This is a genomic window from Acinetobacter endophylla (assembly GCF_053543775.1).
Genome location: NZ_JBLVOM010000236.1, coordinates 1 through 24,128, shown reverse-complemented (window position 1 = coordinate 24,128; position 24,128 = coordinate 1). Strand labels below are relative to the sequence as shown.

At 42.1% G+C, this 24,128-nt stretch carries 19 protein-coding genes, 1 tRNA gene and 1 pseudogene; 16 read left to right on the top strand and 5 right to left on the bottom strand.

The genetic code is table 11. From position 1 onward, the window contains the following. The first annotated feature begins 28 nt into the window (after positions 1-28). The 4 genes from ACNPNW_RS08320 (at position 29) to rpmE (ending at position 4,145) form a co-directional block, all read left to right on the top strand. Positions 29-2,197: an AmpG family muropeptide MFS transporter gene (locus ACNPNW_RS08320; RefSeq protein ID WP_420937428.1), complete on the top strand. Its 2,169-nt coding sequence runs from the start codon at positions 29-31 to the stop codon at positions 2,195-2,197. A gap of 1 nt (position 2,198) precedes the next feature. Beyond that, positions 2,199-2,600: a lactoylglutathione lyase gene (gene gloA, locus ACNPNW_RS08315; protein ID WP_004279741.1), complete on the top strand. Its 402-nt coding sequence runs from the start codon at positions 2,199-2,201 to the stop codon at positions 2,598-2,600. Between the two features lie 144 nt (positions 2,601-2,744). Continuing rightward, a complete protein-coding gene (locus ACNPNW_RS08310; RefSeq protein WP_420937427.1) occupies positions 2,745-3,725 on the top strand; it encodes a bile acid:sodium symporter family protein in 981 nt (326 codons plus the stop codon). Between the two features lie 195 nt (positions 3,726-3,920). Then, entirely contained in the window at positions 3,921-4,145 is a 225-nt protein-coding gene (gene rpmE / locus ACNPNW_RS08305; RefSeq protein WP_004279743.1) for a 50S ribosomal protein L31, read from the top strand. 99 nt (positions 4,146-4,244) lie between these two features. Here the strand turns inward: rpmE and ACNPNW_RS08300 are convergent, their stop codons facing one another. The 3 genes from ACNPNW_RS08300 to epmB are packed head-to-tail and all read right to left on the bottom strand — an operon-like array spanning position 4,245 to position 9,169. Then, the gene (locus ACNPNW_RS08300; RefSeq protein ID WP_448766871.1) at positions 4,245-6,410 is read right to left on the bottom strand and encodes an EAL domain-containing protein; all 2,166 of its coding nucleotides are present in this window, start codon (positions 6,408-6,410) and stop codon (positions 4,245-4,247) included. After that, positions 6,392-8,137 (bottom strand): cyclic-di-GMP receptor FimW-related protein, encoded by a 1,746-nt coding sequence (locus tag ACNPNW_RS08295; protein ID WP_448766870.1) that lies wholly within the window; start codon positions 8,135-8,137, stop codon positions 6,392-6,394. Before ACNPNW_RS08295 ends, ACNPNW_RS08300 begins: the two co-directional genes overlap by 19 nt. Before the next feature lie 9 nt (positions 8,138-8,146). Continuing rightward, positions 8,147-9,169, bottom strand: coding sequence for an EF-P beta-lysylation protein EpmB (epmB, locus tag ACNPNW_RS08290; protein ID WP_222112004.1), 1,023 nt, complete (start codon positions 9,167-9,169; stop codon positions 8,147-8,149). Positions 9,170-9,551: 382 nt separating this feature from the next. Between epmB and efp the strand changes: the two genes are divergently transcribed. The 8 genes from efp (at position 9,552) to ACNPNW_RS08250 (ending at position 18,309) form a co-directional block, all read left to right on the top strand. Then, the gene (gene efp, locus ACNPNW_RS08285) at positions 9,552-10,121 is read left to right on the top strand and encodes an elongation factor P (RefSeq protein WP_004279747.1); all 570 of its coding nucleotides are present in this window, start codon (positions 9,552-9,554) and stop codon (positions 10,119-10,121) included. 171 nt (positions 10,122-10,292) lie between these two features. After that, positions 10,293-12,392, top strand: a complete 2,100-nt coding sequence (locus tag ACNPNW_RS08280; RefSeq protein WP_004730055.1) for a carbon starvation CstA family protein — start codon at positions 10,293-10,295, stop codon at positions 12,390-12,392. Between the two features lie 7 nt (positions 12,393-12,399). Beyond that, positions 12,400-12,705: a YbdD/YjiX family protein gene (locus ACNPNW_RS08275; RefSeq protein ID WP_171054308.1), complete on the top strand. Its 306-nt coding sequence runs from the start codon at positions 12,400-12,402 to the stop codon at positions 12,703-12,705. A 435-nt stretch (positions 12,706-13,140) separates the two neighbouring features. Further along, on the top strand, positions 13,141-14,103 hold the full coding sequence (locus tag ACNPNW_RS08270; protein ID WP_420937424.1) for an AAA family ATPase: 963 nt from the start codon (positions 13,141-13,143) through the stop codon (positions 14,101-14,103). A gap of 12 nt (positions 14,104-14,115) precedes the next feature. After that, positions 14,116-15,021, top strand: a complete 906-nt coding sequence (locus ACNPNW_RS08265) for a DUF58 domain-containing protein (RefSeq protein WP_420937423.1) — start codon at positions 14,116-14,118, stop codon at positions 15,019-15,021. 13 nt (positions 15,022-15,034) lie between these two features. Beyond that, entirely contained in the window at positions 15,035-17,029 is a 1,995-nt protein-coding gene (locus tag ACNPNW_RS08260; protein ID WP_420937422.1) for a transglutaminase TgpA family protein, read from the top strand. Between the two features lie 47 nt (positions 17,030-17,076). After that, positions 17,077-17,153, top strand: a tRNA-Val gene (locus tag ACNPNW_RS08255). Positions 17,154-17,295: 142 nt separating this feature from the next. Then, entirely contained in the window at positions 17,296-18,309 is a 1,014-nt protein-coding gene (locus ACNPNW_RS08250; RefSeq protein ID WP_448766890.1) for a tyrosine-type recombinase/integrase, read from the top strand. An 11-nt stretch (positions 18,310-18,320) separates the two neighbouring features. On the opposite strand, the gene ACNPNW_RS08245 is transcribed toward ACNPNW_RS08250, so the two are convergent. Then, complete coding sequence (locus tag ACNPNW_RS08245; protein ID WP_448766889.1) at positions 18,321-18,608, bottom strand: DNA-binding protein; 288 nt, start codon at positions 18,606-18,608, stop codon at positions 18,321-18,323. Positions 18,609-18,687: 79 nt separating this feature from the next. Between ACNPNW_RS08245 and ACNPNW_RS08240 the strand changes: the two genes are divergently transcribed. The 4 genes from ACNPNW_RS08240 to ACNPNW_RS08225 all read left to right on the top strand — a co-directional run bounded on the left by ACNPNW_RS08240 (position 18,688) and on the right by ACNPNW_RS08225 (position 23,531). Next, positions 18,688-18,945 (top strand): hypothetical protein, encoded by a 258-nt coding sequence (locus ACNPNW_RS08240; protein WP_448766869.1) that lies wholly within the window; start codon positions 18,688-18,690, stop codon positions 18,943-18,945. Positions 18,946-19,479: 534 nt separating this feature from the next. Next, positions 19,480-21,798 (top strand): McrB family protein, encoded by a 2,319-nt coding sequence (locus ACNPNW_RS08235; protein WP_448766888.1) that lies wholly within the window; start codon positions 19,480-19,482, stop codon positions 21,796-21,798. Between the two features lie 12 nt (positions 21,799-21,810). Continuing rightward, entirely contained in the window at positions 21,811-23,106 is a 1,296-nt protein-coding gene (locus ACNPNW_RS08230) for an McrC family protein (protein WP_448766868.1), read from the top strand. 257 nt (positions 23,107-23,363) lie between these two features. Continuing rightward, a complete protein-coding gene (locus ACNPNW_RS08225) occupies positions 23,364-23,531 on the top strand; it encodes a hypothetical protein (RefSeq protein WP_448766867.1) in 168 nt (55 codons plus the stop codon). Between the two features lie 36 nt (positions 23,532-23,567). Here ACNPNW_RS08225 and ACNPNW_RS08220 read toward each other — a convergent pair. Further along, positions 23,568-24,128: pseudogene (locus tag ACNPNW_RS08220) on the bottom strand (IS3-like element ISAba19 family transposase); the annotation flags it as partial.

The window sequence follows — 24,128 nt, the reverse complement described above, 5'->3', positions numbered from 1 at the left end:
TGGTTTTTCTGTGGAAAATAATAAAGCAATGACAACACAAACGACGGGTTGGAAATCCGCCTTTACAGCATTTTTAGATCGACGTGCATTGATCATGCTGTTCTTGGGATTTTCGGCTGGTGTGCCGATTCTTCTGATTTTTTCCAGTCTGTCTTTATGGTTAGGTGAGGCCGGAATCAGCAAAAGTGCAGTAACTTTCTTTAGCTGGGCCGCATTGGGCTATTCGTTTAAATTCGTCTGGGCACCGCTCATTGATGAACTGCCAGTCCCATTTCTGACCAAGGCTCTGGGACGTCGTCGTGCCTGGTTGCTGATTGCGCAGATTCTGATTGTCTGTGCCATTTCCATTATGGCCTTTTCTGATCCGGCTTTGGGTGCAACACATTTACAGCAAATGGCGCTCGGTGCAGTCCTGCTTGGTTTCTCCGCAGCAACGCAGGATATTGTGATCGATGCCTACCGGATTGAGTTGGCGGAAACGCAGATGCAGACCGTATTGGCTTCCACCTATAATGCCGGTTACCGGATCGGCATGATTGTCGCTGGTGCAGGGGCATTGTTTCTTGCTGCATATCTAGGTACTGCCAAAGGCAATTATATTTACGATGCCTGGAAATGGACCTATCTGGCGATGGCTGCTGTCATGCTGGTCGGTATTATCACCACACTGTCCATTCGGGAGCCGCAGGTTGACCGTGTGCGCAAACACTATGTGCGCAATGATTATTTCCGTTTAGTCGCCGTATTTTTTGTGGCGGTAATCAGTTTTGTCTTGAGCTATATCTATTCAGGTAATCTGGTGGCCAGCATCACCGAACAATTCGCCATTCAAGATACCTTTGCCTTGTTCTGTTTTGAGGCCTTACGCTTTATTGGCTCAGGTGCTGTCGCATTTGCGATTGGTGCAAGCTTGGTAAAAATAGGTGCGGTTAACAAGCAGATGGCCTATGAAACCTGGGTCAATCCGGTTGCAGATTTCTTTAAACGTTACGGCTTGAAACTGGCGTTGGTCTTGTTATTGCTGATCGGTTTTTATCGGGTCTCCGATATTATTGCCGGCATCATTTCCAATGTGTTCTATCAGGACCTGAATTTCAGTAAAGAACAGATTGCCGAGGCGGTTAAAGTCTATGGGGTGATTTTCTCTTTAGTCGGTGGATTCCTTGGTGGTCTATTGGCCCAGAAAATGAACATCATGAAATTGATGTTTGTCGGTGCCGTGCTGGCCTGTTCCACCAACCTGATTTTTATCGGACTGGTCAAGTCTGGTGAAAAACTGGCAGCTGTCGAAGTTAAAGCCGGTAATCAGGTTTATCAGGCAGAGACCGATGAAGTTGGTTACTGGAAGCTGGATATATCGAGTGCTGTGCTGGCGCAGAGTAAACAGCTGCAAGTGTCAGCCGCTTATCTTAATACAGATAATACCAATCAAGCGCCTGTGCAGGTCAGTATGCCGTATTTGACTGCAGAACAGGGCAGCACCCAGTTACAGATCCTGCCGATTACCAGTGACAATACACTCACTGTAGCTGAACAGGACAAGACCATTGTGGTGCGTGGCCAGTATGTCGGTGAAGCACTGCAAGAGAATCAAAAGATTGTTTTGCAAATCAATGATCAGAATATTGAGGCAAAACTGGAAAGTGAAGGCGTATTTACTGCCGCGATTCCTGCACAGCAACTGATTCAGTCACCTGCACATATTATCAGTGCAGTTTTGATGCAAGATGATCAGGCACTTCAGCAAACAACGCATGTTTATCAGGTCAATGATCAGCTGAGCAATACCCAGAATCTGGATGTCGATATTCAGCCCTTGGCAGTGGTGGATGGCAACAGTTCAGATACGGTCGAAGTCAGTGGTAAGGTAATTAAACCTTATAGCGACAAGTGGCTTTATTTTGCCATTATTGTCGATAATCTGGCTGCAGGGCTGGCTGGTGCTGCGTTTATTGCATTCTTGTCAAGCTTGACCAGTGTGTCATTTACCGCTGTTCAATATGCGATTTTTAGCTCACTCATGACCCTGACCCCTAAGATTTTAGGCGGATATTCGGGTACTATAGTGACCAATATCGGTTATCCGAATTTCTTCCTGATGACCACTTTAATTGGGATTCCGATCCTGATTCTGGTGGTTTGGGTCGCAAAACTGCTCGGTGAACACCAACAACAATCTGTACAGAAGGATGATTAATATGCGCATGCTGCATACCATGTTACGTGTAGGCAATTTAGAACAATCTCTCAAGTTCTATACTGAAGTACTTGGCATGACTTTGCTTCGTAAGCGTGATTACGAAGAAGGCCGTTTTACCCTGGCTTTTGTCGGTTATGGCGATGAAGAAAATCACACCGTACTGGAATTGACGCATAACTGGGATACAGACAGCTATGAACTGGGCAATGCTTATGGTCATATCGCAATTGCAGTCGATGATGCATACAAGGCGTGTGAAGAGATTAAAGCGCGTGGCGGTAATGTGGTGCGTGAAGCCGGCCCAATGAAAGGTGGCGTGACTGTAATTGCATTTGTTGAAGATCCAGATGGCTACAAGATCGAGCTGATTCAGCAAGACAACAATGCACGTAATAACTAAGTGTGATGTGGCGAGATATATGAAATGCATTCATGTATAGATGAAAATATTACATCAATCTGAGTGCATAGCATGGGCCCGGCATCTGTTAAGATAGCCGGGCATTTTTATATCAAACAATAAAATCTGAGGGATTATAGGGATATGCTTAAGTTCTTGGCATTGGATCGGTTTACGATACTGTTGTTTGTGATGGTTTTGCTGGCCAGTGTGCTGCCAGTTTCGGGGCAGGCGGCTGAAGTCTTTGGCTGGGTAACGACAGGAGCGATTGCCATCCTGTTTTTCCTGCACGGCGCCAAACTGTCTCGTGAAGCCGTGGTGCAAGGCATTATGCACTGGAAATTGCATACTTTGGTTTTTGCGCTAACTTTTGCCCTGTTTCCAATTCTCGGACTTCTGGCCAAGCCGATTTTATTGCCAATGCTCGGACAGGAGCTGTATTGGGGTTTCCTGTTTATGTGTTTCCTGCCATCCACTGTGCAATCCTCGATCGCCTTTACTTCAGTGGCTCATGGCAATGTCGCCGGGGCGGTATGTAGTGCCTCTTTTTCCAATTTGATCGGGATGTTTATTACTCCGCTATTGGTAGCATTTTTTATTCTCGGTCAATCTGATCATGGTTTTGATCCGACTTCCTCGATTATCCAGATTACACTGCTGCTCTTGGTGCCATTTATTTTAGGGCAGATTCTGCGTCCATGGATCTATCCGCAAATGATGAAAATGCCAAAAATCGTCAAGGTCTTCGATCAAGGTTCTATTTTATTGGTGGTGTATGGCGCTTTTAGTAGCGCCGTAGTGGCCGGGTTGTGGAATGAAGTGAGCCTGAGTACCTTATTGTTGTTATTGCTGGCTTGTTCGGTGTTACTCACCATTGTGATGCTATTATCACTTTATATTCCACGCTGGCTGGGCTTTGATCGCGCTGATCAGAAAACGGTGTTCTTCTGTGGCTCCAAGAAAACCCTGGCCAGTGGCGTACCAATGGCGCAAATTTTATTTATTGGCCAGCCGCTGGGCATGATTGTCTTGCCGATCATGATTTTCCATCAGATTCAGTTAATGGTCTGCGGGATTATTGCCAATCTGTGGGCCAAAGAGAGTGGATTGGAAGCTGAAGAATAATTCGCATATTGAATTCGTTTCACGTATAATAATGCCCACTTGTTGTGCTTAGCTCTGACGGTATCCGTCTCGGTGGGCCAAAAGAATGGTCTGTTGTGGTGTTGATCTGCATGAACGATGTTCCTGCTTCCTCATTTGAGAGTGATCAATAGCGATGACAGCTAAACCTTCTTGAATCTAATGGAGTAATCGACGATGCGCGCCGATATTCACCCAAAATATGAAACTTTAGTTGCTACTTGTTCATGTGGTAACGTAATCGAAACTCGTTCAGCTCTTGGTAAAGAAACTCTTTATCTAGACGTATGTTCAGCTTGCCACCCGTTCTACACTGGTAAGCAGAAGAACGTTGACACTGGCGGTCGTATCGACAAGTTCAAACAACGTTTTGCTGGTATGTCACGTTCTGTTAAACGTTAATACCCAAAATAAAAAAAACGGGTGTTCAGCCCGTTTTTTTGTACCTGCAATTCAGAAGATGATCATGCCACTTTCTAAGTTGCAGGTTTGTAGCAGCACTTAATGCTCTTGCACATCAATCAAATGATCAAGTTTTTTCTGGAAATAATTCCCCTGAATAAAGCGGGCATCCACGTTCCAGGCATTCGCGAACAGTGTCATATCATTTAATTCACGGATCAGAATATTGAGTGGCTTGATTTCATTATAGCTGGTAATTTTTTCCTGTAGTTGCTCAATCTCGGTATCTTTATTGAGCATATTGGTTAAGTTTGAATGTAAGCTGACACCATCCAGTTCAAGTTCGCGCAGTAAATTTTGACTGTACATGGATTGACCAAAATCACGCAGTGCAATCAGTGCGCCATGTTCATACAGCACGCGTAGATATTTTTGTGCATCTTGTTGATTCAGTAAAATATCTTCTTCTGAGAATTGCAAGATTAGCGGATGCTTCACTTTACTGCGAATAATCGTAATCAGCTTGGAAATAAATTCCGGGAAGGTGCGGTCTTTAAATAGTACGGCACGGTTCAAATTGACAATTAAGCTTGCATCAGGATACTGGGTAATAAAGTTGTGTAGCTGTTTACTGGCTTCAACCAGAATCCAGCGATCCAGTTTAATGGACAGTTCATCATCTTCATGAAGTTCTAAAAGGCTAGAAATATCCTGCCATTTATTCTCAAAAATAAAGCCACTGGTCACTTCATAGGTATATAAACGCGTATCTTCTTTATCATAGAGTTGCTGATACTTTAAATGGATCTCGCCACGTTCCAGACATTCACTTAAGGCTTTCAAAATAGAAGGTGTAGCGCTAGGAATAGACGTGACTGCTGGACTGACGGCTGCCAATGTTGGGCTGGCAACTGGTGTTTCAGCAACACTGAAATCTATACTTGGCATTTCTACCGCAACCGGACTGCTCAGTGACGCAGGAATATCAAGTTTAAATTCAGGTACAGCTTCTGCTTGAGGTAAAGATGTCGAGAATGCTTGTCCAATCAGCGTATTGCAGTGCATTTCATCCTGTAAACCCTGTTCAAGCATGACATAGCCTAAGCGCAAATTTAGAGGGAATGACTTTTGTCCAACTGTAAGGAGTTGCGGTTTGCTTAAGGCATTTAAACTGATTAGTTTAGATTCAAGAATTGCTTTAGAGTCTGCCTGGAACAGACCGACAACGACATCATATTCCAGTTTAAACAGGGGAATATGGGTCTGTTCCTTGAGGAATTCTTTGACTGCATCAAAGTACCCATTAAAAGTGGCCCAGTCAGATTGTAGAACTTCCGGGTCATATGCACTTAAAGAGAAAGTGACTAAGGCATTCACCGGTGCAGACTGCTTGTTCAGTTCACGTTTAAGTGACTGAAAAACACTTGGTTTTCCAGGAGTTTTCTCGGAAAAAACCGTTTGAGATTGAGTATCAATGCTAATTTGTACTGCATCTTCTTCAGCAGTTGAAGGCAAGAATTCCAGTTTTAATGGGTTAGATGCGGACACATGCGGATTCAGAGACTGAATCTCGACTCGACCTAAATCAAATTGACCCTGAGAGATCTTTTTGAAACGGGTTTTAAAATCATTCAAATCTGAAGGCTGGAGCAGATCTAGTAAAGGTAGACCAATGATCTCATCTTCATTTTGCAAGCCAAACAGTTTCAGGTAGTCCGCATTGACCTGAATATGAATCCCTTCCTGAATGGTGGCAACAGCACGGTTGCTGTCGTCTACTAAAGATTGTGCCTGAATTTGTGCTGTTTCCAGCTCAGTCATTAAATGTTGCTGAGATTGTGACAAACGGCTAAATGACAATGCTCGGACCAGTCCCACATAAAAGCGTTCCAAGTAGTCGAAGTTGAGAATGTCATAGATCCCTTTACGGATATATTGCGCATACTGTTCAGCCTGATAATCATCCGGTTTAAGCAAAATCATCGGAAGGTCAGGTTGCAGCGAAAGACGCACCAAACTTAAGGCCTGTTCGTATTTCAGATCGTAGGCACGCCCAAAAATAATCAGATCCCAGTTGAAATTTAATTGTTTTTCAAAAGACTGCAGATCATCCAGCAGCACAGCATCGACCTGATAATCATGACTGGTCAGAAGATCACGGATTTGGTTATATCTAATTTGATTATCATCAATAATCAGTAAACGTGTTTCAGTACGTTTTAACTTTTTAGACAATAATGGATTTCTCACTTCAATGCTTCCCATAAATCATGATTTCTGCTTTCATTCATGTGCTGATCGATAAAGTTTTCGATCATCTCTTCTTCCTGATCATTGAGTAATTCATAATCAAAACGGATGAAACTCTGCGTAATCAGTTGTGCTTTGGTCAGATAGATTTTGAGTTCTTCCTGACCGAGACGTAAATGAATGGTTTGTTTTTCCCTAAACATCTGTGAACCAGAGACAATCAGGCTGGTCGAGACCTGATCCAGTTGCGTCATTTTCACCAACAGGGCAGGCTGATAGTTGACATGATGACGTTCGGTACGGGTATAAGCTGCACAAGGAAAGAGCTCTTGTGCCAAAATTTCCAGCCCGATTTCTAGGCTCTTATCCGTTGACTGCTTGATCCAGCGAATCACACCGCCACGCCACTGACTCTGGGTTTTTTCCTGCACCAGAATGAATTCACCGGTTTTCAGGTTAGCCGGGGTAATACCAGTCCATTTAATCCGGTAACCATTGACACTGATATCCAGAACTTCAGCGCTATGGATCTGTTTGGTTTCTCGATCGAGCGCCTTGATGCTGCTAAAATTACTTGGAATGGCGTTTTCCATCGAGCTGACAAAACTGCTTTCGCTCTGGAAATTATAATTGGCATCGAGTTCCAGGGTTTCATTGAAGTTTTTACCTTTAGACAGGTAAAAATGCGCCACGCTCAAGCCAAAGCAGATATTGATCTGTGCTGAATATTCATAACGTTCATGACGACGCTCGACATTGTTCGAGAGCAGATTGTAGATATGAAAATGCAGTGCAGGGGTCAGGAACAGTTTTTCATTCCGCGACAGATACTGCGCATTTTTGCTTTGAGTACCCGTTAAATGATCCATCAGGTTCTGGGTGGAAATATAGAAGCTCGGCTGAAACTGTGGCTCTTGATGGGTATTAAAGATCGGTGGATGATCTTTGCTGGCATCGACCACATAACGGGACAGCGTGGTTTCCTTCGGCAAGATCTGCACCAGTTTGGCCCAGTCAAAACTGCATAGATACAGGCCCTGGATTTCTGCAGGCCGGATCTGATGAGTATTGAAGATATCCAGTAAAATCAGCTGTGCATAGGCATGTGCAATATTCTGGATTTCATGCTGGGTGCCTAATACCTGATTGATATTGCTTTGATAGAAATTATTGTCTATTGCACATTCAAGCAGTTGATGGGCAGCCAGCCATTGTCCCAGACCTGGCGTGCTATACAGCATATGCTGTTGATATAACAGAAGGGTGAGTTGTTGCAGGGCATAATAAATCGACACCATCCGGGCAGTTTGAATGCTCTTCTTTTTGCCTAGAGAAAATAGCGAAAACTTCTGATGGGTCAGCTGATGATTACAGCGTTTGACGATGTCAATATAAATTTTGGCAAAATGACTGCGCAGCAGCATGGCCAGTTCAATAATCTGGTCATTACGATCCGATGTGATCAGTCCCTGATTGACAAAATGCTTTTCCAGACTGGTCAGAACATTTTCAAGGGTAGGATGCAAGACCTGAATCAGGTCAAAGCGCAGGGTTTCTGTACATTTCAGCTCGGAAACTTCCAATAGGGCATTAAACAGGGATTTGGATGAATTCCCCAGCTGTAGAATCGAAATGCCCGCAACCCATTCCTGCAAAGCCTTGGCAGTGGTTGGGCAAAAGCTCAACTGCTCTCGTTTAAGTTCCGTCGGTGTCTGAAAAATGTCTGAAGTATGCGTGCTCATCTTTATTATTTAACTCAAAAATGTTGAAACCCCAAAAAGCGGTGTCTTATTCTTCTCGCCCGCTATTTCTCGAACCAGTTTAGGAACCAAATACCCCGGAAGGTTCGCTAAAACTTCTGTATAAATCTCATTAATATGGTCAGGCACCAAATCAAAATGATGCGCACCTTTTACTTTATCAAGTACATGTAAATAATAAGGCATGACCCCGGCATCAAACAAGCGATAGCTTAAATCTACTAAAACCTGAGCAGAATCATTCACCCCGTTTAATAAAACTGCCTGATTCAGAACGGTGATCTGCTGTTGAACCAGTTGGTTTAAACGCTTGCAAGTGAAGTCATCCAGCTCCGATGCATGGTTTGAGTGTACCACCAGAATAATACGTAGCCTACTGTTTTTTAACATGCTAAGTAGCTCTTCGTCGACTCGGTTGGGGATCACAATAGGAACTCGTGAATGTATTCTTAAGAATTTGAGATGTGGTACTGATTCTAGTCGTTCAATCCAGGTTTTTAATTTCCGGTTCGATAAGGTTAATGGATCACCGCCGCTCAGAATTACTTCATTAATATCAGGCTGGCTTTCCAGATATTGCTTGATATTTATCCAGTCTTCGTTTTTAGGCAGATTTTCCTGATAGGGGAAATGTCGGCGGAAACAATAACGGCAATGCACGGCACAGGCACCAGTCAAGGTCAGCAAGAAACGGGATTTATATTTGTGCAGTACGCCGGGTTGCTGATTGGCCTGTTCTTCGCCCAAGGGATCGGTAACAAATCCTGGATGTTCTTCCAGTTCCAGATGATGGGGCAGCACTTGTAAAAGCAATGGGTCTAAAGGGTTTCCGGTCTGCATTTTGCCCACAAAAGCACGTGGTACGCGCAGTTTAAACTGTTCAGAAGCTAAAATGGCGCCTGAGAGAAGCTGTTCAGGTGCGAGTTGCAGCACTTCAAGCAGTTCGCGTGGATCAGTGATCAGGTCGCTGAGCTGTGATTGCCAGTTTTGTTCTTGATATAAATAGTTCGTCATGCCGGAAGATTAACAATAATAAGTGAGAGGACAAAGCCTGATGGGCACAGTTTAACAGTTTGTGCGGAAGCGCAATAATCCACTGCGCTATAAAATAAAGAGTGATTCAGCTATGCTGATCTTCGTGCTCGCCTGATGGTATTTTAACGTTGAGCAAGACATGAATAAACAAAGGATTTTCATGTCTGATTGTAACTTAAACAGCCTGAGTGGGTGAAAGCGGATTTTTTCATTGCGGCAAAGTGTATTGCTCATTTAGAATACGCAACATCAAATGAATGTGCATGTGGCAACTCAATGTTCGTGTCAGACTTGCTAAATGACATCGCAACAGCCCATAGCATCAATAGATTAAAGTTAGTAAGTTTGGAGTGCGCCAGTCATGGCCTATTATTCTACGAATGATTTCAAGTCAGGCCTTAAGGTTATGCTTGATGGCAACCCATGTTCAATCATGGAAAACGAATACGTAAAACCAGGTAAAGGCCAAGCTTTTAACCGCGTAAAATTACGTAACCTTAAATCAGGTAAAGTTCTGGAAAAAACTTTCAAATCAGGCGAGAACCTAGAAGCGGCTGATATCGTTGAAGTAGAAATGGAATACTTGTACAACGATGGCGAAATGTGGAACTTCATGGATCCTGTTACCTTTGAACAGATCGCAGCTGATAAAACAGCAATGAGCGATGCTGCAAAATGGTTAAAAGACGATTCAAATGAAAAATGTACCATCATGTTGTTCAATGGCGTGCCTTTAAACGTGACTCCACCGAACTTCGTCGTACTTAAAATCGTTGAAACTGATCCAGGTGTTCGTGGTGATACTTCTGGCGGTGGCGGTAAGCCAGCGAAACTTGAAACAGGTGCTGTAGTACGTGTTCCATTATTCGTACAGCAAGAAGAAAGCGTTCGTGTAGATACCCGTACTGGTGACTATTTAGAACGTGCATAATGGTTTGAAAATAGACTATTATCGAGAGGGATGATTTAAATCATCCCTTTTTTTATGCCAAAGTCGTAGAGGAAAAGCAAAAGAACAGGCGTAAAGTCGCAAGGGAAAACAGCAGTACCTCGAACAACAACAATCACGCTGATTTGTATGCATCACAATATGAGGGATTGAATGGAAACTTTACAAAAGAAGTCGACGCTGACTTCGAAAATGATTTGGCTTTTGGTAGCCATTGTGGGTGCAGTCTCCTTTGGAGTCCTGGCACTGAGTCGGGGTGAGCATGTCAATGCAGTCTGGCTGGTACTTGCCGCCGCCTGCGTCTATAGCATTGCTTACCGTTTCTACAGTTTGTTTATCGCCACCAAAGTATTTGAGCTGAATGAACGCCGTTTAACGCCTGCGCATCGTCTGGCCGATGGTCTGGACTATGTGCCGACCAATAAAAGCGTTCTGTTTGGCCATCACTTTGCGGCGATTGCCGGTGCAGGTCCTTTAGTCGGTCCAATCCTTGCAGCGCAGATGGGTTATCTGCCGGGCACGATCTGGCTACTGGTCGGCGTGGTGCTTGCCGGTGCAGTCCAGGATTTTCTGGTGCTGTTTATTTCTACCCGTCGTGACGGTCGATCACTCGGTGAAATGGCCAAGCAGGAACTGGGTACTTTTGCCGGTATTATCGTGATGCTTGGTGCCTTGGGTGTGATGATTATCATTCTGGCGGTATTGGCACTGGTGGTGGTGAAAGCGCTAACCAACAGCCCATGGGGTGTGTTCAGTATTGCAGCCACCATTCCGATTGCGATCTTTATGGGCATCTACATGCGTTTTATCCGCCCGGGTAAAATTGCTGAAGTTTCGATTATTGGTTTCGTCTTGATGATGCTGGGCATTATCTACGGTGAAAACATCGCACAACATCCATATTGGGGGCCATTCTTTACACTTTCTGGCACTGAACTGACTTGGGCGCTGATCATTTATGGTTTTATTGCTTCGGTACTGCCAGTCTGGCTATTGCTTGCCCCACGTGATTATCTGTCGACCTTCCTGAAAATTGGCGTGATTGCAGGTTTGGCCGTGGGTATCCTGTTTGCCATGCCTGAAATGAAACTGCCAGCGATTACCAAATTCGTTGATGGTACTGGTCCTGTATTCGCAGGTTCTATGTTTCCATTCCTGTTTATTACTATTGCCTGTGGTGCGATTTCCGGTTTCCATGCCTTGGTTTCTTCAGGGACGACACCGAAACTGGTCAATAACGAACGCGATATCCGTATGATCGGTTATGGCGGCATGTTGATGGAATCTTTTGTAGCGATCATGGCCTTGATCTGTGCTGCAATTCTGGATCCAGGAATTTATTTTGCGATTAACTCACCAGCAGCCTTGCTTGGTACTACTGCAGAAAGTGCAGCAGAAGCAGTGCGAACCCTTGGTTTTGTGGTAACGCCTGAAGCCTTGACTTTACTGGCACAGGAAGTCGGTGAAAATTCGATTCTGTCACGTACTGGTGGTGCGCCAACTTTTGCAATTGGTATGGCACATATCATTACGGAAATTTTCAACAGCCGTGAAATGATGGCATTCTGGTATCACTTTGCGATTCTATTTGAAGCATTATTCATCCTGACTGCTGTTGATGCCGGTACTCGTGCCTGTCGTTTCATGGTTCAGGATACCGTCGGTATCGTGATTCCTGCGGTAAAACAATCTCATAACTTCTTCGGAAACCTGTTGGGTACTGCGGTTGCAGTGGCAGGCTGGGGCTTCTTCGTCTATCAGGGCGTCGTCGATCCATTAGGCGGGATTAACAGTTTATGGCCACTCTTCGGTATTGGTAACCAGATTCTGGCTGCGATGGCGCTCATTCTCGGTACCGTCATTCTGTTCAAGATGAAAAAACAGAAATATGTCTGGGTGACAATTATCCCGACAGTGTTCCTGTTCATCACTTCCATGACAGCAGGCTGGCAAAAGATTTTCCACGAAAATCCAAAGATTGGTTTCCTTGCGCAAGCTGACCGTTTCAACACGGCGATTGCCAATAATGAAATCCTGGCGCCAGCGAAAACTGTGGCAGAAATGCAGACGGTGGCGATGTCAAACCAGATCAATGCTGCACTCTGTGCTTTCTTTATGATTGTGGCCTTTGTGATGTTGTTTGCCGCGATTCGGGTGATCCGTCGTGCCTTGGCCAATCCTGAGCCATCTGTGCATGAAGCAGAAGCGATTTATCGCGATCCTGAAGAGATTCAGCCAGCGAAAGGTCATTAAGGGGAATATTATGAATCTGAAGTTTGCCAAAAGCGGGAAAACGATGATTTATAAAATCATCAAAATGACCGTGATGTCACAAAAGGATTTAATCCTGAATCCGAAAAACTGGTCACGGATTGCGACCTTGTGGCAACGTTTGCAGCAAAGTTTCCGCCTGATGGTTGGTGTCCCTGATTATCAGACCTATGTGGAGCATATGCGCAAGCATCATCCGGATCTGGAAGCTATGGACCCGAAAACATTTTATCGCCATTGTGTGGATTCCCGTTATCCATCTGCGGGTGGTGATATGAAGAAGTGTCCGTGTTAATCATTAATTCATAGCAAGCGCCTTTCGGGGCGCTTTTTTTATCATGCAAAATTAATATGAGAAATAGACGATTCGGTTAAATCTGATGTCATTGACTGAGCTAGCTGAGAAAATTTTTATAAAAATCCAGGAAATCGCTTAAGTCTCTATACCTTTTAAGTATGATTTTTTTCAAATAGATAAATGAGCATATGTCGATATTTTGACATTGGAGCGAAAAGAAAAATGATCTCTACAGGTGTCGGCTATTTTGTTTATTTTTCTGTATCCCCCTATGTTTTCCACCTGATCATTTTGACTCTTCTAGTATTTGAACCCTCGTCATTTTCTAGCGAATATTTTTATCCTGTTACACAGACAGATGATTGATCTTTTGGGAAAATTTAAATTTCAGTGTATGTTAATCTTAGGCCATGTTTTATTAAGGAATTTATTGTGATCTGGGGCATGAAACAAAAGGAAAATAACGACATTGCACACATCAATACAGGGCTTGAACAAAAGATTGCAAGTTGTGCACCCAAGATCCAGCGTTTTTTTGAAGAAGTTAATGCCATTGTGTTGGATAAGCAGGCTCAGACCAAACTGGCACTTTGCTGTCTGATTGCAGGTGGGCATGTCTTATTTGAGGATTTACCCGGGTTGGGTAAAACCACATTAGCCAGCAGTCTGGCACATCTAGCAGGGTTGAAGTTCCAGCGGATTCAATTTACCAATGACATGCTGGCCAGTGATGTTATCGGCATTAATATGTTTAACCAGAAAGAACATCAGTTCGAGTTTAAACAAGGCCCAATTTTTACCCAGATTTTACTGGCAGATGAAATCAACCGTTGTAGTCCCAAAACCCAGAGCGCCTTACTCGAGGCCATGGAAGAGGGCTATGCCACCATTGATGGGGTGCGTTATGCCTTACCGAAACCTTTCTGGGTGATTGCCACACAAAACCCGCTGTTTCAAAGTGGAACCTATGCTTTGCCGGAATCCCAACTGGACCGTTTCCTGATGCGTTTGTCTTTAGGTTATCCATCGCGCCATGCAGAAAAACTGTTATTACAGCAGGAATCTCGTTTTGCCCTGATTGCCAGTCTGGCACATATTTTTACTGAAGATGAAATTCTGGATCTGCAAAATCTGACTCATCAGATATTTATCAGTGAAGCTATTCAGGAATATTTGCTCGATCTCGCAGAAAAAACTCGTAAAAGCCGTCATGGACTTTCTACGCGTGGCCTTCTGGCCTTAAAGCGTGCAGCACAAGCGCATGCCCTGATTCAACAACGCGCTTTTGTCACACCGGATGATGTGCAGGCGGTATTTGTCGCGGTGACTTCGCATCGTCTGGGTTTGAGTGAAGCTGAAACGTTTAATGTGATGCAACAGGTTGCGGTCAGCTAAAGGAGTCCTCTCTTGGATAAAACCTGGCAAAAATGGCTGGCCAAACGCTTTCAATTTTCTCAGCAGAAACAGCTCTCGCAGAAAGATGTGCTGGTATTTATTTATCAGCAGGGCTATCTGTATCTGGTTTTGATCTTCATCACCTTTGTGGCGGGGGTGAACTATGCCAATAACCTGATTTTAGGTTTCTGCTTTTTAATCAGTGCTGTGCTGTGTATCAGTTTTTACCTGACTTTTAAGCAATTGCATGACCTGAGAATCGAGTTGATCGCGGATGATGTGGGGCAGGTCGGTCATAGCGTGAATCTACATCTTTATTTTCAACAACAGCAACTTCGCCCGCGTTATTTGTATATCAAAGCAGGGAATCAGCTAGCGAAAGTTTATCTAAATGCAGTAAAACAGCAATTTATCTTACCATTTTATGCAGAGCAACGTGGCAAGTTTGATTATCCGGTGATTCAGATTTATTCGGTTTATCCCTTTGGTCTGGTTCGGGCCTGGACCTATCTTTATCATCAGCATTCGGCTTGGATCGCGCCTAAAGCTGAAGTTTTTACTGCAGAAAATAAATATCATCTCAACCGATTTGAACCAGATATGGATGAGTTTCGTGAATTGCGCAATTACCAGTCAGGCGATTCCTTGCAGGCGGTGTCCTGGAAGCAGTTTGCGCGTGGGCAAGGCTTGTATGTCAAAGTCTTTGAGCAATATCAGGATGAACACAGTATCGAGATTCATTATGCACATATGCCGAGTCAGTCACATGAAGAAAAACTTGAATTTGTGATGGGTCTGGTCGAGCAATGCGAGCAGCAGCAATGTGCGTATAGTCTGCATTTGCCACAGGCCGAATTGCCTCAGGGCGCAGGTGAAGAACAACTGCGGAAAGCCAAACAATTGTTGGCGCAGGCCTAAGGCGGGTAAATTCATGATCAATGCAAAAATCCGGACCTCAATTGTGCTGACTTTGGGCCTGATTCTCATCGCCCAGATGGCATTTATTTCGGTTCTACTCAGTATTATTTTCGCGATTAGTATTGTGTGTATCTGGATTTTCCTGAAACGTCAGCAGCCATTTCCTAAAATGGGTACTTTCCTGCTGACGGCTTTGGCACTCGGCAGTATTTATTTGAGCCATCATAGTTTTATCGGTGTTGAGGCTGGGGTAGCAGTTTTATCTACTTTTTTATTTGCTAAATCACTGGAAAGTAAAAATAAACGTGACCTGATTATTCTGTTTAATTTTGCCCTGTTTGTTGCTGCCAGCTCATTCCTATATAGCCAATCTTTTGGGATGGCGATCGTGATTGTGCTGTGTTTAATCAGCTGTCTGATTGGCCTGTACCGGATTCAGACCAGTGAGTTTGAACAGGAGCAGATCACTCAGCGCGCAGCATTGCAACAGGATGCCAAGCATGTGGGCAAGTTTATCTTGTACGCCGTTCCATTTTTCATTTTGCTATTTATTTTCTTTCCGCGCTTGCCGCCACTTTGGCATATTCCCATTCCTGAAAATAAGGGTATGACCGGCATGAGTGACAGTATGTCACCTGGGGATATTGCCGAATTATCCCAATCTAGTTCACTGGCTTTCCGGATTATTGGTGATGTCAGCAAGCTTCCGCCGCGCTCAGAACTCTATTGGCGAGCTTTAGTGCTAGATGAATATGATGGGCAACGCTGGACCAGCAGTTTCGTCAATCAGCAGCCTTTAATGCGACAACCGATGGATACTTCACCCGTACCTACAGGCTGGAACTACCAATATTTGGCTGCGGATCCTTCGGTGTTCTGGATCATGGGGTTGGAAAAATCGATACCTGTGGAACGCCGTTATTATAACCGTCAGGATTGGAGCATTGTGCCGAGACGGCTCACGCAACGTGTTGAACCGATTTCGTTACAATGGATCGGGACAGAATATGACCCTCAGACTTTGCCAACGCAATATATCGAGCGAACGAATACCCAAGTGCAGCGCCGGCTTGACCCGCGAGCGCAACAATTAGCACAACGTCTATATGCGCAAAGTGCGGAAGATCCTCGGAGTTATGTACAGAAAGTCTTGAATTGGTATCGACAGAATAACTTTGTTTATACCCTGAAGCCGGGCCAATTGGGGCAAAACCGGATTGATGAATTCCTGTTTAATTCCCGTCAGGGATTTTGTGAACACTATGCCTCGAGTTTTGTGATGCTGATGCGTTATGTCGGGATTCCTGCACGGGTCGTCACCGGCTATCAGGGGGGGGAGTTGGCACCAGATCGCATGACCTGGGAAGTCCGGCAGCTTGATGCGCATGCCTGGACAGAAGTCTGGATTGATCAGAAATGGCAACGCTTTGATCCAACCGCGATGATCGCTCCACAGCGTATAGATGATGGCATGCAAAACCTGCTTTCTCAGGATGCATGGGTATCGGCAAATCAGTCAACCTGGAACTCGCAGCATAATCTATGGATCACCAAACTACGCGTTTGGAGTGATTATGCCAGCTACCAATGGCAAAGTAAGGTGGTGGGTTATAATGCAGAATCACAACAAAACTGGTTATCAAAATTAGGCCTCGGTTCAGTTTATTCGAGTGTCATAATTTTACTGGGCAGTATTGCGCTATTGATTTTGGCCTATATCTTCAGAATTTATCTAAAAGCCCGACAGGCGCAACCTCCATTTGATCGTGCGATTCAACAGCTGAATCAATCTTTAGCTGACGATCTCAAAAAGCTGCCTGCTGAAACTTTTCATCACTGGATGCAGCGTTTATCCCAACAGGTTCAGGTTGAAAACCAGACAGCATTTATTCAAGCCATCCAGATCTTTGAAAAAAATCTTTATTCGGGAACCTCAATAACTGAGCAAGAAGTGAAAAAATTCAAGGATTTGCTTAAAACTTGCGCGAACGTTTTAAAAACTAAATGAAAAGGCTTGTTTTCGGTCGGAAAAATTTATAATATGCCAAGCATTCTAGGTGTATAGCTCAGTTGGTTAGAGCGCTACGTTGACATCGTAGAGGTCAGCAGTTCGAGTCTGCTTATACCTACCAAGATAAAACAAAGGCTTACAAGCAATTCAATGACTTGTAGGCCTTTTTTAATATCTGCTATTTGTCGCAATTGGCGCAAATGTTGTGCTTTTTGGTGAAAATACGCCATAATTTACGCCAAGATTACGCCAAGACCCATACGATGAAATTACCCAAACCCAGAAAAAGAGGTGATGCTTACCGAATCGAACTTATGTTTGATGGTAGACGCTATTCAGCTACCCGAGATACTCCAAAAGAATGCGAGCAATGGGCTGCCTTAAAGATACTGGAACTCAAGGCCAATGCTGGCGAATCAGTAGCAGAAGAAACCAAGCCTATCTTCACCTTTAAGCAATTATTTGATGAGTATTTTGAAAAGGTCGGCAGGCATTCAAAGTCTAAAGACTGGATCCTTGTTCAATACAAAACTTTTGAAAATAAGTTTGGTGAACTGGCTTATAAGAATATTTACGACATCACACCCCAAGATTTAACCGCTTGGCGTAACAGGCGTAGCACCCAAGTGAAAGAAAATACCGTGCTCAAGGAAATATCTCTGTTTTCTGCCATGTTTACTTATGCGCAAAAGGAAATGTTTCTACTGGATGCAAATACGTGGATGCAGATCACTAAGCCAATTAAGCCTGAATCCCGATATCGACGGATTGCTCAGCATGAAATAGAAAAAATGCTTGAGTTGCTGGAGTATGAAATAGGGCAGGTGCCGACATTACCGCAGCACTATGTTGCATGGGGATTCTTATTCGCTATTGAGACCGCCATGCGTAAAGGTGAAATCCTTAGCATGAAGCGCTCTGAAATTTATGATGGTTATGTCCACCTACCTAGGACAAAGAATGGATCCAAGCGCAACGTACCCCTGTCTAAATTCGCAAAAGAGTTACTTGCTCTGATCCCACATGAAGATGAGAAAATCATTCCTCAGTCAGCGGATGCGTTTCGTAAATTATGGGAAAGAAGAAAACTGGAATCAGGCATTGAAGATTTACACTTCCATGATACACGGCATGAAGCCATTTCAAGAATGGTGAAGGTGCGGAAATTACCAGTTGAGGTATTAGCTAAAATCACTGGCCATAAGAAAATCGAAGTATTGGTGAACGTCTATTACAATCCTGACGCTGACGAACTGGTTGAAATGTTTAACTCATAAAAAAAGAGAGCCTAGTTAGCTCTCTTTCTTCCACGTTTGGCTTTTGAATCCTTAAGCAGCTGTAAGGCTGCTATCGGATCATATAAAAACTTCCCTTCCGTACCTTGGTTGATGGCTGCCAGTTTCCTGCGAACTGTAGCGGTTGAAATGCCATGCCTCTGTGCTATCTCAGCAGCAGAAATCAACTCGACTTTCTCTTGCTGCATTCCCACTACCGTTGCACCACCAATGATTGCACCTAAAAAAAGCTGTGGAGGTGCATCTGATTCAACTGTGATTGTATATTTTAATGCTCCCATCAAGACACTTCTCCCAAACTCTTCACCACACCACTCGGCAATTCACTCAAATAGCAGGTGAATATGGGAAACAGAGGAAGTGTTAGAACAGTCTGAACGATATATACGTGATTTTGCATATCAAGACATAGCGGAACAGCAATTTATCCAAGTGCATCAAGATTTAGTAATTAGAATTTTAGATCTAGCTAGTCGTATATACGAAGGGCATTGGGCTCATGGGGTGTCAAAAGAAACAGACCAGGAATTTTATGACCTGACAGAGTTTTGTAGACGTATATGGTTAAAAGAAAGTAAAGCTTGGGTAGCATTGGCTAAGGCTTGGAAAAAAGTTTAAAAGAAAGATTAATTGAATTAGTTGAAAGAGTTACAGTGAAGAATATTAATGAAAGTTTAATATTCTCATTGATGTGAAAGTGATTTAGTAAATTAAGTTTTTATAAAATAAAACGGGTAATTAATAGTGGAATTGCAAGAGCTGAAGGTTAAATTTGAAGTCGATCGTATTCAACTTTTTTTAGAAAAATTAGAAGATGCTGAAATAGAATGGTTCTGGCAAGCACTCAACGATATACGGACTGTATTTTCTAATATAGACATTTATCATGCAGGAAGTGGTAAATATGGCTATCTTGGATTCGGTATTAAGCCTATTTTAACAGGTAGGGTAAAAGACTTTCTATTAGTGAGCCATTTAGGAAATAATGAGAATGGTGAATTCTTTTTCAAATTAGAAGTCATTCAAGCTCTAGCAGATTTTATTTATGAAAATGATCCAAATTTCTCTATTGTATTTTCTTCTAAGAATTCTGCTGATTATAAATTCACGGATTGGTTATATGAGTTGCAGAAATACGCATTTGAATTTGGCATGAGTTTGAAAGGACAAGGTTTGTTGCCTGCTGATTATAAAAATCAGAGTTTGACTGCAGCTCAAGCTGTAGAGTATCTAAAAGAAAGGTATCCTAATACCTATTCAGGAACAATCCATATAGCGGCATTTAAAACACATCTAGGAAGAGAATTAGCTTTAGATCCAAAATCAAAAATACCAGTAATAACTTGTGATGCTCAACCTCCAGAAGAAATAAAATTAGCAATCAAGAAAGAATATTTAGAAACTGATACACGACACCATCATCTCTCCAGCCATGCAAAAACATTACAGGTCGGAAATAAAGCATTCTCTGTGATTATCAGTAATTTAAATGAATTAGAAAGTTTTTGTGATTGGTATGAACAAAGTGGTGATCAGACCACGGCGCTTGAAAAAAGGGTACAACAATTTTTAAAACTTTGGCCAATTGAAAGTTTAAAGAACTTATCTATACAAGATTATCATCAAGCAAAAAACACAAATTGCTTTATTGCTCAGATTGACAGTTTTGATCCAACCCAAGGTGATCCTACATTTGCCAACTATTTTGATATTTGGGAGCCTATTAGTTTAGGTAAGGATGATAAATACCATAATGAGAAGCCGTATTCATGGCATAAACGACTAGGTGATAATGCAGAGTTAGCATTTCAAACGCTCAAACAAGAAATACTCAATATTGTAGATGCTGTTCAGCGCCGTGATTTAAATGCAATTGATCAAATTCAGTTTCCTCAACGACAGAAATGGATGATTGCATTCTTATATCAAGATTTTAATGATCCTTTGATTATTCCTATCGTGACTAAGGTAAATACCAAACGAATTGGTTATGGACACTTATATCCAAAATTACCACTTCCTGAATTTTTACCAATTTTATTGGAAGATCGTGGTGAACAAGCATTCTTCCCATATGTGGAAAAACTTTTTGCGATGGTCAGAAAAGGCTATTTGGATAACAAACAAAAGAAACAGCAAACTGAAGAATTAATGGATGAAGTCATGAATCAACAACCTTTAAACCGTATTTTATTTGGTGCTGCAGGTACAGGTAAAACCTATCATACGATTAACCATGCTTTGTCCATTATTGAAAATAAACCTCTAGAAATATTGGAAAGAGAAGATCGTACGGCGCTAAAAAAACGTTTTGATGAATATAAAAATCAAGGACAGATTAAGTTTGTGACTTTCCATCAAAGTTTTAGTTACGAAGACTTTGTAGAAGGTATTCGTGCTGAAACGGATGATCAAGGAAATTTGAGTTATGACGTAAGAGCTGGTGTATTTAAGGAGATTTGTGAACTAGCTAAGAGCCATGTTCTGCAGATTAGAGAAACTCTGTCATCTCCGATTGAGTTTGGAAGAGGATATAAACTTTTACAGATAAACTCTGAAATGTTAGAAATTCAAAAGCCGAATGGTAATATTTTCCATCTTTCTAAGAAACTAGCTGATTATTTGCTTCAAGCATATAAGAATAATCAAATCTCGCTGAAGAATATCAATGATAAAGAAGTTATTAATATTTTAGGTGAGCAAACGATTTTAGAACCCTACTTAGTGAACGGATATAATACAGTGTGGGCTAATCTTCTACCGGTTTTAGATCAGTATGAGCCATATAAGACAGAAGAGAAGTCTAAAAAAAACCCATATGTACTTATCATTGATGAAATCAACCGTGGCAATATTTCCCGTATTTTTGGTGAGTTGATTACTTTAATTGAAGATTCCAAACGAGCCGGTGCAGAAGAAGCACTTTCCGTTACATTACCCTACTCGAAAGAGGAATTCACTGTTCCACAAAATGTTTATCTAATTGGAACAATGAACTCATCTGACCGTTCATTAACAGGCTTAGATATTGCTTTGCGCCGTCGTTTTACTTTTGTAGAAATGCCACCAAAAGCTGAGCTTTTAAACGATGTATCTGTTGAAGGTCTAAATATCGGGAAGTTATTAGAGGTGATCAATCAACGAATTGAGGTGCTTTTAGACCGTGATCACTGTATGGGGCATGCCAACTTTATGACTTTGAAGAAAGATCCATCACTTACTAACTTAGCGCAAATATTTAAGCAAAAGATCATTCCACAACTTCAAGAGTATTTCTTTGATGATTGGTCGAAGATCAATATGGTGTTAAATGCAAATGGCATGCTGCGATCTAATGGTATAGATAAATCAGCATTATTCCCAAATGTGGCGCATGAATCGGATGGCTATTTTGAAGAGCAGAAAACATGGAAAGTCATCGATGATGCATTTAGTTCAATAGAGAGCTTTATTAAGATTATTAAGCACTAATCGGGGATCGTGATGCCTGATTATACCGTTCGAGAATATGCCTTCATCAGCGTTGCTTATGGAGGTTGTCCTGATCCAACTTTAGACCATGCATATATATCTGAGAAAGCATTTGAGCATCTATGTGAGCTCTCAGCATCATTTTCAAAGCACGGCGCGAAAGTATTTGAGTTGGCAGGGCGTAGAAAGCTTAAGCTTGATCAATATGTGGGAGTGATAGAAACCCCATGTGGTACAAGGATTGAAATCCTCCCTAAACATGTGGAGCTTAATGGTGCTGATGATCAAGATATTATTCAGCAAGAACGTAAACTGCTTCATAAAATGCTGAGTGTGTCTTTGCATTTGCCATACCGTGAAGCCGGTGCAGCAAATTTAAATCATTTTAAACAGCCTTTGCATGAGTGGATAATTTCTCAATTTTTAGCATCATTTGAGCGTTTGGTTCAGCGTGGATTACGCTTTGACTATAATCGTATTCAAGAAGATCAGAGGTTTTTGCGTGGGCAGTTGCAGCATGTGAAATACATGCGCCAGCCACCAGAGAAGAAGCATATTTTTCCAATTGAACATGATGTATATGAAGTCAATCGTCCTGAGAATAGACTCATCCGTACAGCATTAGAAGTTGTTTGTAAGAAAACTAAATATGCTGCTAATTGGAAACTCGCTCAGGAATTACGCCTGATGACGAATGAGATTCCACGGAGTCAGAATATTAAGCAGGATTCGAGACAATGGCAATCAGGGCGTTTACTGGTACTTTACGATGAGATTAAGCCATGGACTGAGTTGATTTTGGGTGAATATATGCCTGTCTCAACCTCTGGTAAATGGAAGGGTATGAGCTTACTGTTTCCGATGGAAAAACTCTTTGAGCATTATGTGGCATATCACCTGCGCCGTAATTTCCCAGACTATAAAATCAGTACACAGCATGCAACAGAGCATATTTGTACACATCAAAATAGCAATATTTTCAAACTCAAGCCAGATATCTTTATTGAGCGATCTGATGATAAAAATATTGTGATGGATACCAAATGGAAGCTACTGGATCAAAATGATCGTGGTGGGCGTTATGGCCTAAAAGATAGTGATATTCAGCAGATGTTTGCTTATAGCCATTATTATCTCAAGCATGAAAGTGAAGTGATATTGGTCTACCCATATCGAGCAGTAAAATTTAACCAGCCTTTAGACGATTTCCAGTTTATTAAGACAGTGGGTGCAAAGTTACGCGTAGTGCCATTTAATCTTGATGAGCCAGAAAATTTTGAAGTTTTTAGCTATTTTGACTGGGGGTAGGGGCAATGTTTTGTGCCAAACTCAACATAGATACCCATTAAATAAGATTTTAATTACTTAATGGGTAATGATTGAAAATTTATTTTAAAGTGTGATGAAAATAGCCGGTAATTTTCTAGGAAAATTTCAACTACTTTTTTAAGAATTTGAAAAACAAGTCAGTCGTTGGTTGATTTTAGATAGATTTATAATTTGTGATATATTGCACATAATTATTTAATAAAAATCAACTTTAAAATAGTTGAAGGGGTGTAGTTGTGAGTTTTTTAGCTATTGCAGCATTTTTGCAAAGTTATTTTATTATCCCAATACTTATGGGAATATTTGTTGCTGTGATTAGCTATAGATTTTACATAAAATATATTAAGCCAGCAAAACAGCTTGATACTCAATTGTCTGATGCGATTAAAGCTTTAAAACAATGAACCGTACCGGGTTTGTCGGAGACTTTTTTATTTAAGTTAGGCCACCTGACCTAACGGATTAATCTTATCATAGTACATTGCTTCAAACTCAAAAGGCGATACATAACCCAGTGCACTGTGTACACGCTTTTTGTTGAACCAATCTACCCAATTTAATGTCGCAAGTTGTACATCCGCTAAACCTTGCCAATCTGCTTTTAGATATTCAATCACTTCTGTTTTGTATAAGCCATTCACCGTTTCAGCCAAAGCATTATCGTATGAATCACCTGTCGTACCGACTGATGCTCGTAAATTTGCTGCTTCTAAACGATTGGTATAGCGAATAGAAAGATATTGAACACCTCTATCTGAATGATGAATCACATTCTTAGGCATACCTCGATCGTGCAATGCTTGCTCCAATGCATCGAGCACCATATCTGTATTCATCCGTGTAGATACTTTCCATCCAACAATTGCTCGTGAGAACACGTCAATAACAAATGCGGTATATACCCAGCCTGAATTTGTTTGAATATACGTAAAGTCACCCACCCATAGTTGGTTTGGATGATCAGCATTAAAATTACGTTTCACTAAATCATCTGCCCGTTT

Excerpts from the sequence above, each read along its gene's own strand:
- rpmE (WP_004279743.1), top strand. The coding sequence starts at position 3,921 with ATGCGCGCCGATATTCACCCAAAATATGAAACTTTAGTTGCTACTTGT.
- efp (WP_004279747.1), top strand. The coding sequence starts at position 9,552 with ATGGCCTATTATTCTACGAATGATTTCAAGTCAGGCCTTAAGGTTATG.
- ACNPNW_RS08300 (WP_448766871.1), bottom strand. The coding sequence starts at position 6,410 with ATGGGAAGCATTGAAGTGAGAAATCCATTATTGTCTAAAAAGTTAAAA.
- ACNPNW_RS08295 (WP_448766870.1), bottom strand. The coding sequence starts at position 8,137 with ATGAGCACGCATACTTCAGACATTTTTCAGACACCGACGGAACTTAAA.
- ACNPNW_RS08235 (WP_448766888.1), top strand. The coding sequence starts at position 19,480 with ATGAGTTTGAAAGGACAAGGTTTGTTGCCTGCTGATTATAAAAATCAG.
- ACNPNW_RS08230 (WP_448766868.1), top strand. The coding sequence starts at position 21,811 with ATGCCTGATTATACCGTTCGAGAATATGCCTTCATCAGCGTTGCTTAT.
- ACNPNW_RS08280 (WP_004730055.1), top strand. The coding sequence starts at position 10,293 with ATGGAAACTTTACAAAAGAAGTCGACGCTGACTTCGAAAATGATTTGG.
- ACNPNW_RS08260 (WP_420937422.1), top strand. The coding sequence starts at position 15,035 with ATGATCAATGCAAAAATCCGGACCTCAATTGTGCTGACTTTGGGCCTG.
- ACNPNW_RS08310 (WP_420937427.1), top strand. The coding sequence starts at position 2,745 with ATGCTTAAGTTCTTGGCATTGGATCGGTTTACGATACTGTTGTTTGTG.
- epmB (WP_222112004.1), bottom strand. The coding sequence starts at position 9,169 with ATGACGAACTATTTATATCAAGAACAAAACTGGCAATCACAGCTCAGC.
- ACNPNW_RS08250 (WP_448766890.1), top strand. The coding sequence starts at position 17,296 with ATGAAATTACCCAAACCCAGAAAAAGAGGTGATGCTTACCGAATCGAA.
- ACNPNW_RS08245 (WP_448766889.1), bottom strand. The coding sequence starts at position 18,608 with ATGGGAGCATTAAAATATACAATCACAGTTGAATCAGATGCACCTCCA.
- gloA (WP_004279741.1), top strand. The coding sequence starts at position 2,199 with ATGCGCATGCTGCATACCATGTTACGTGTAGGCAATTTAGAACAATCT.
- ACNPNW_RS08320 (WP_420937428.1), top strand. The coding sequence starts at position 29 with ATGACAACACAAACGACGGGTTGGAAATCCGCCTTTACAGCATTTTTA.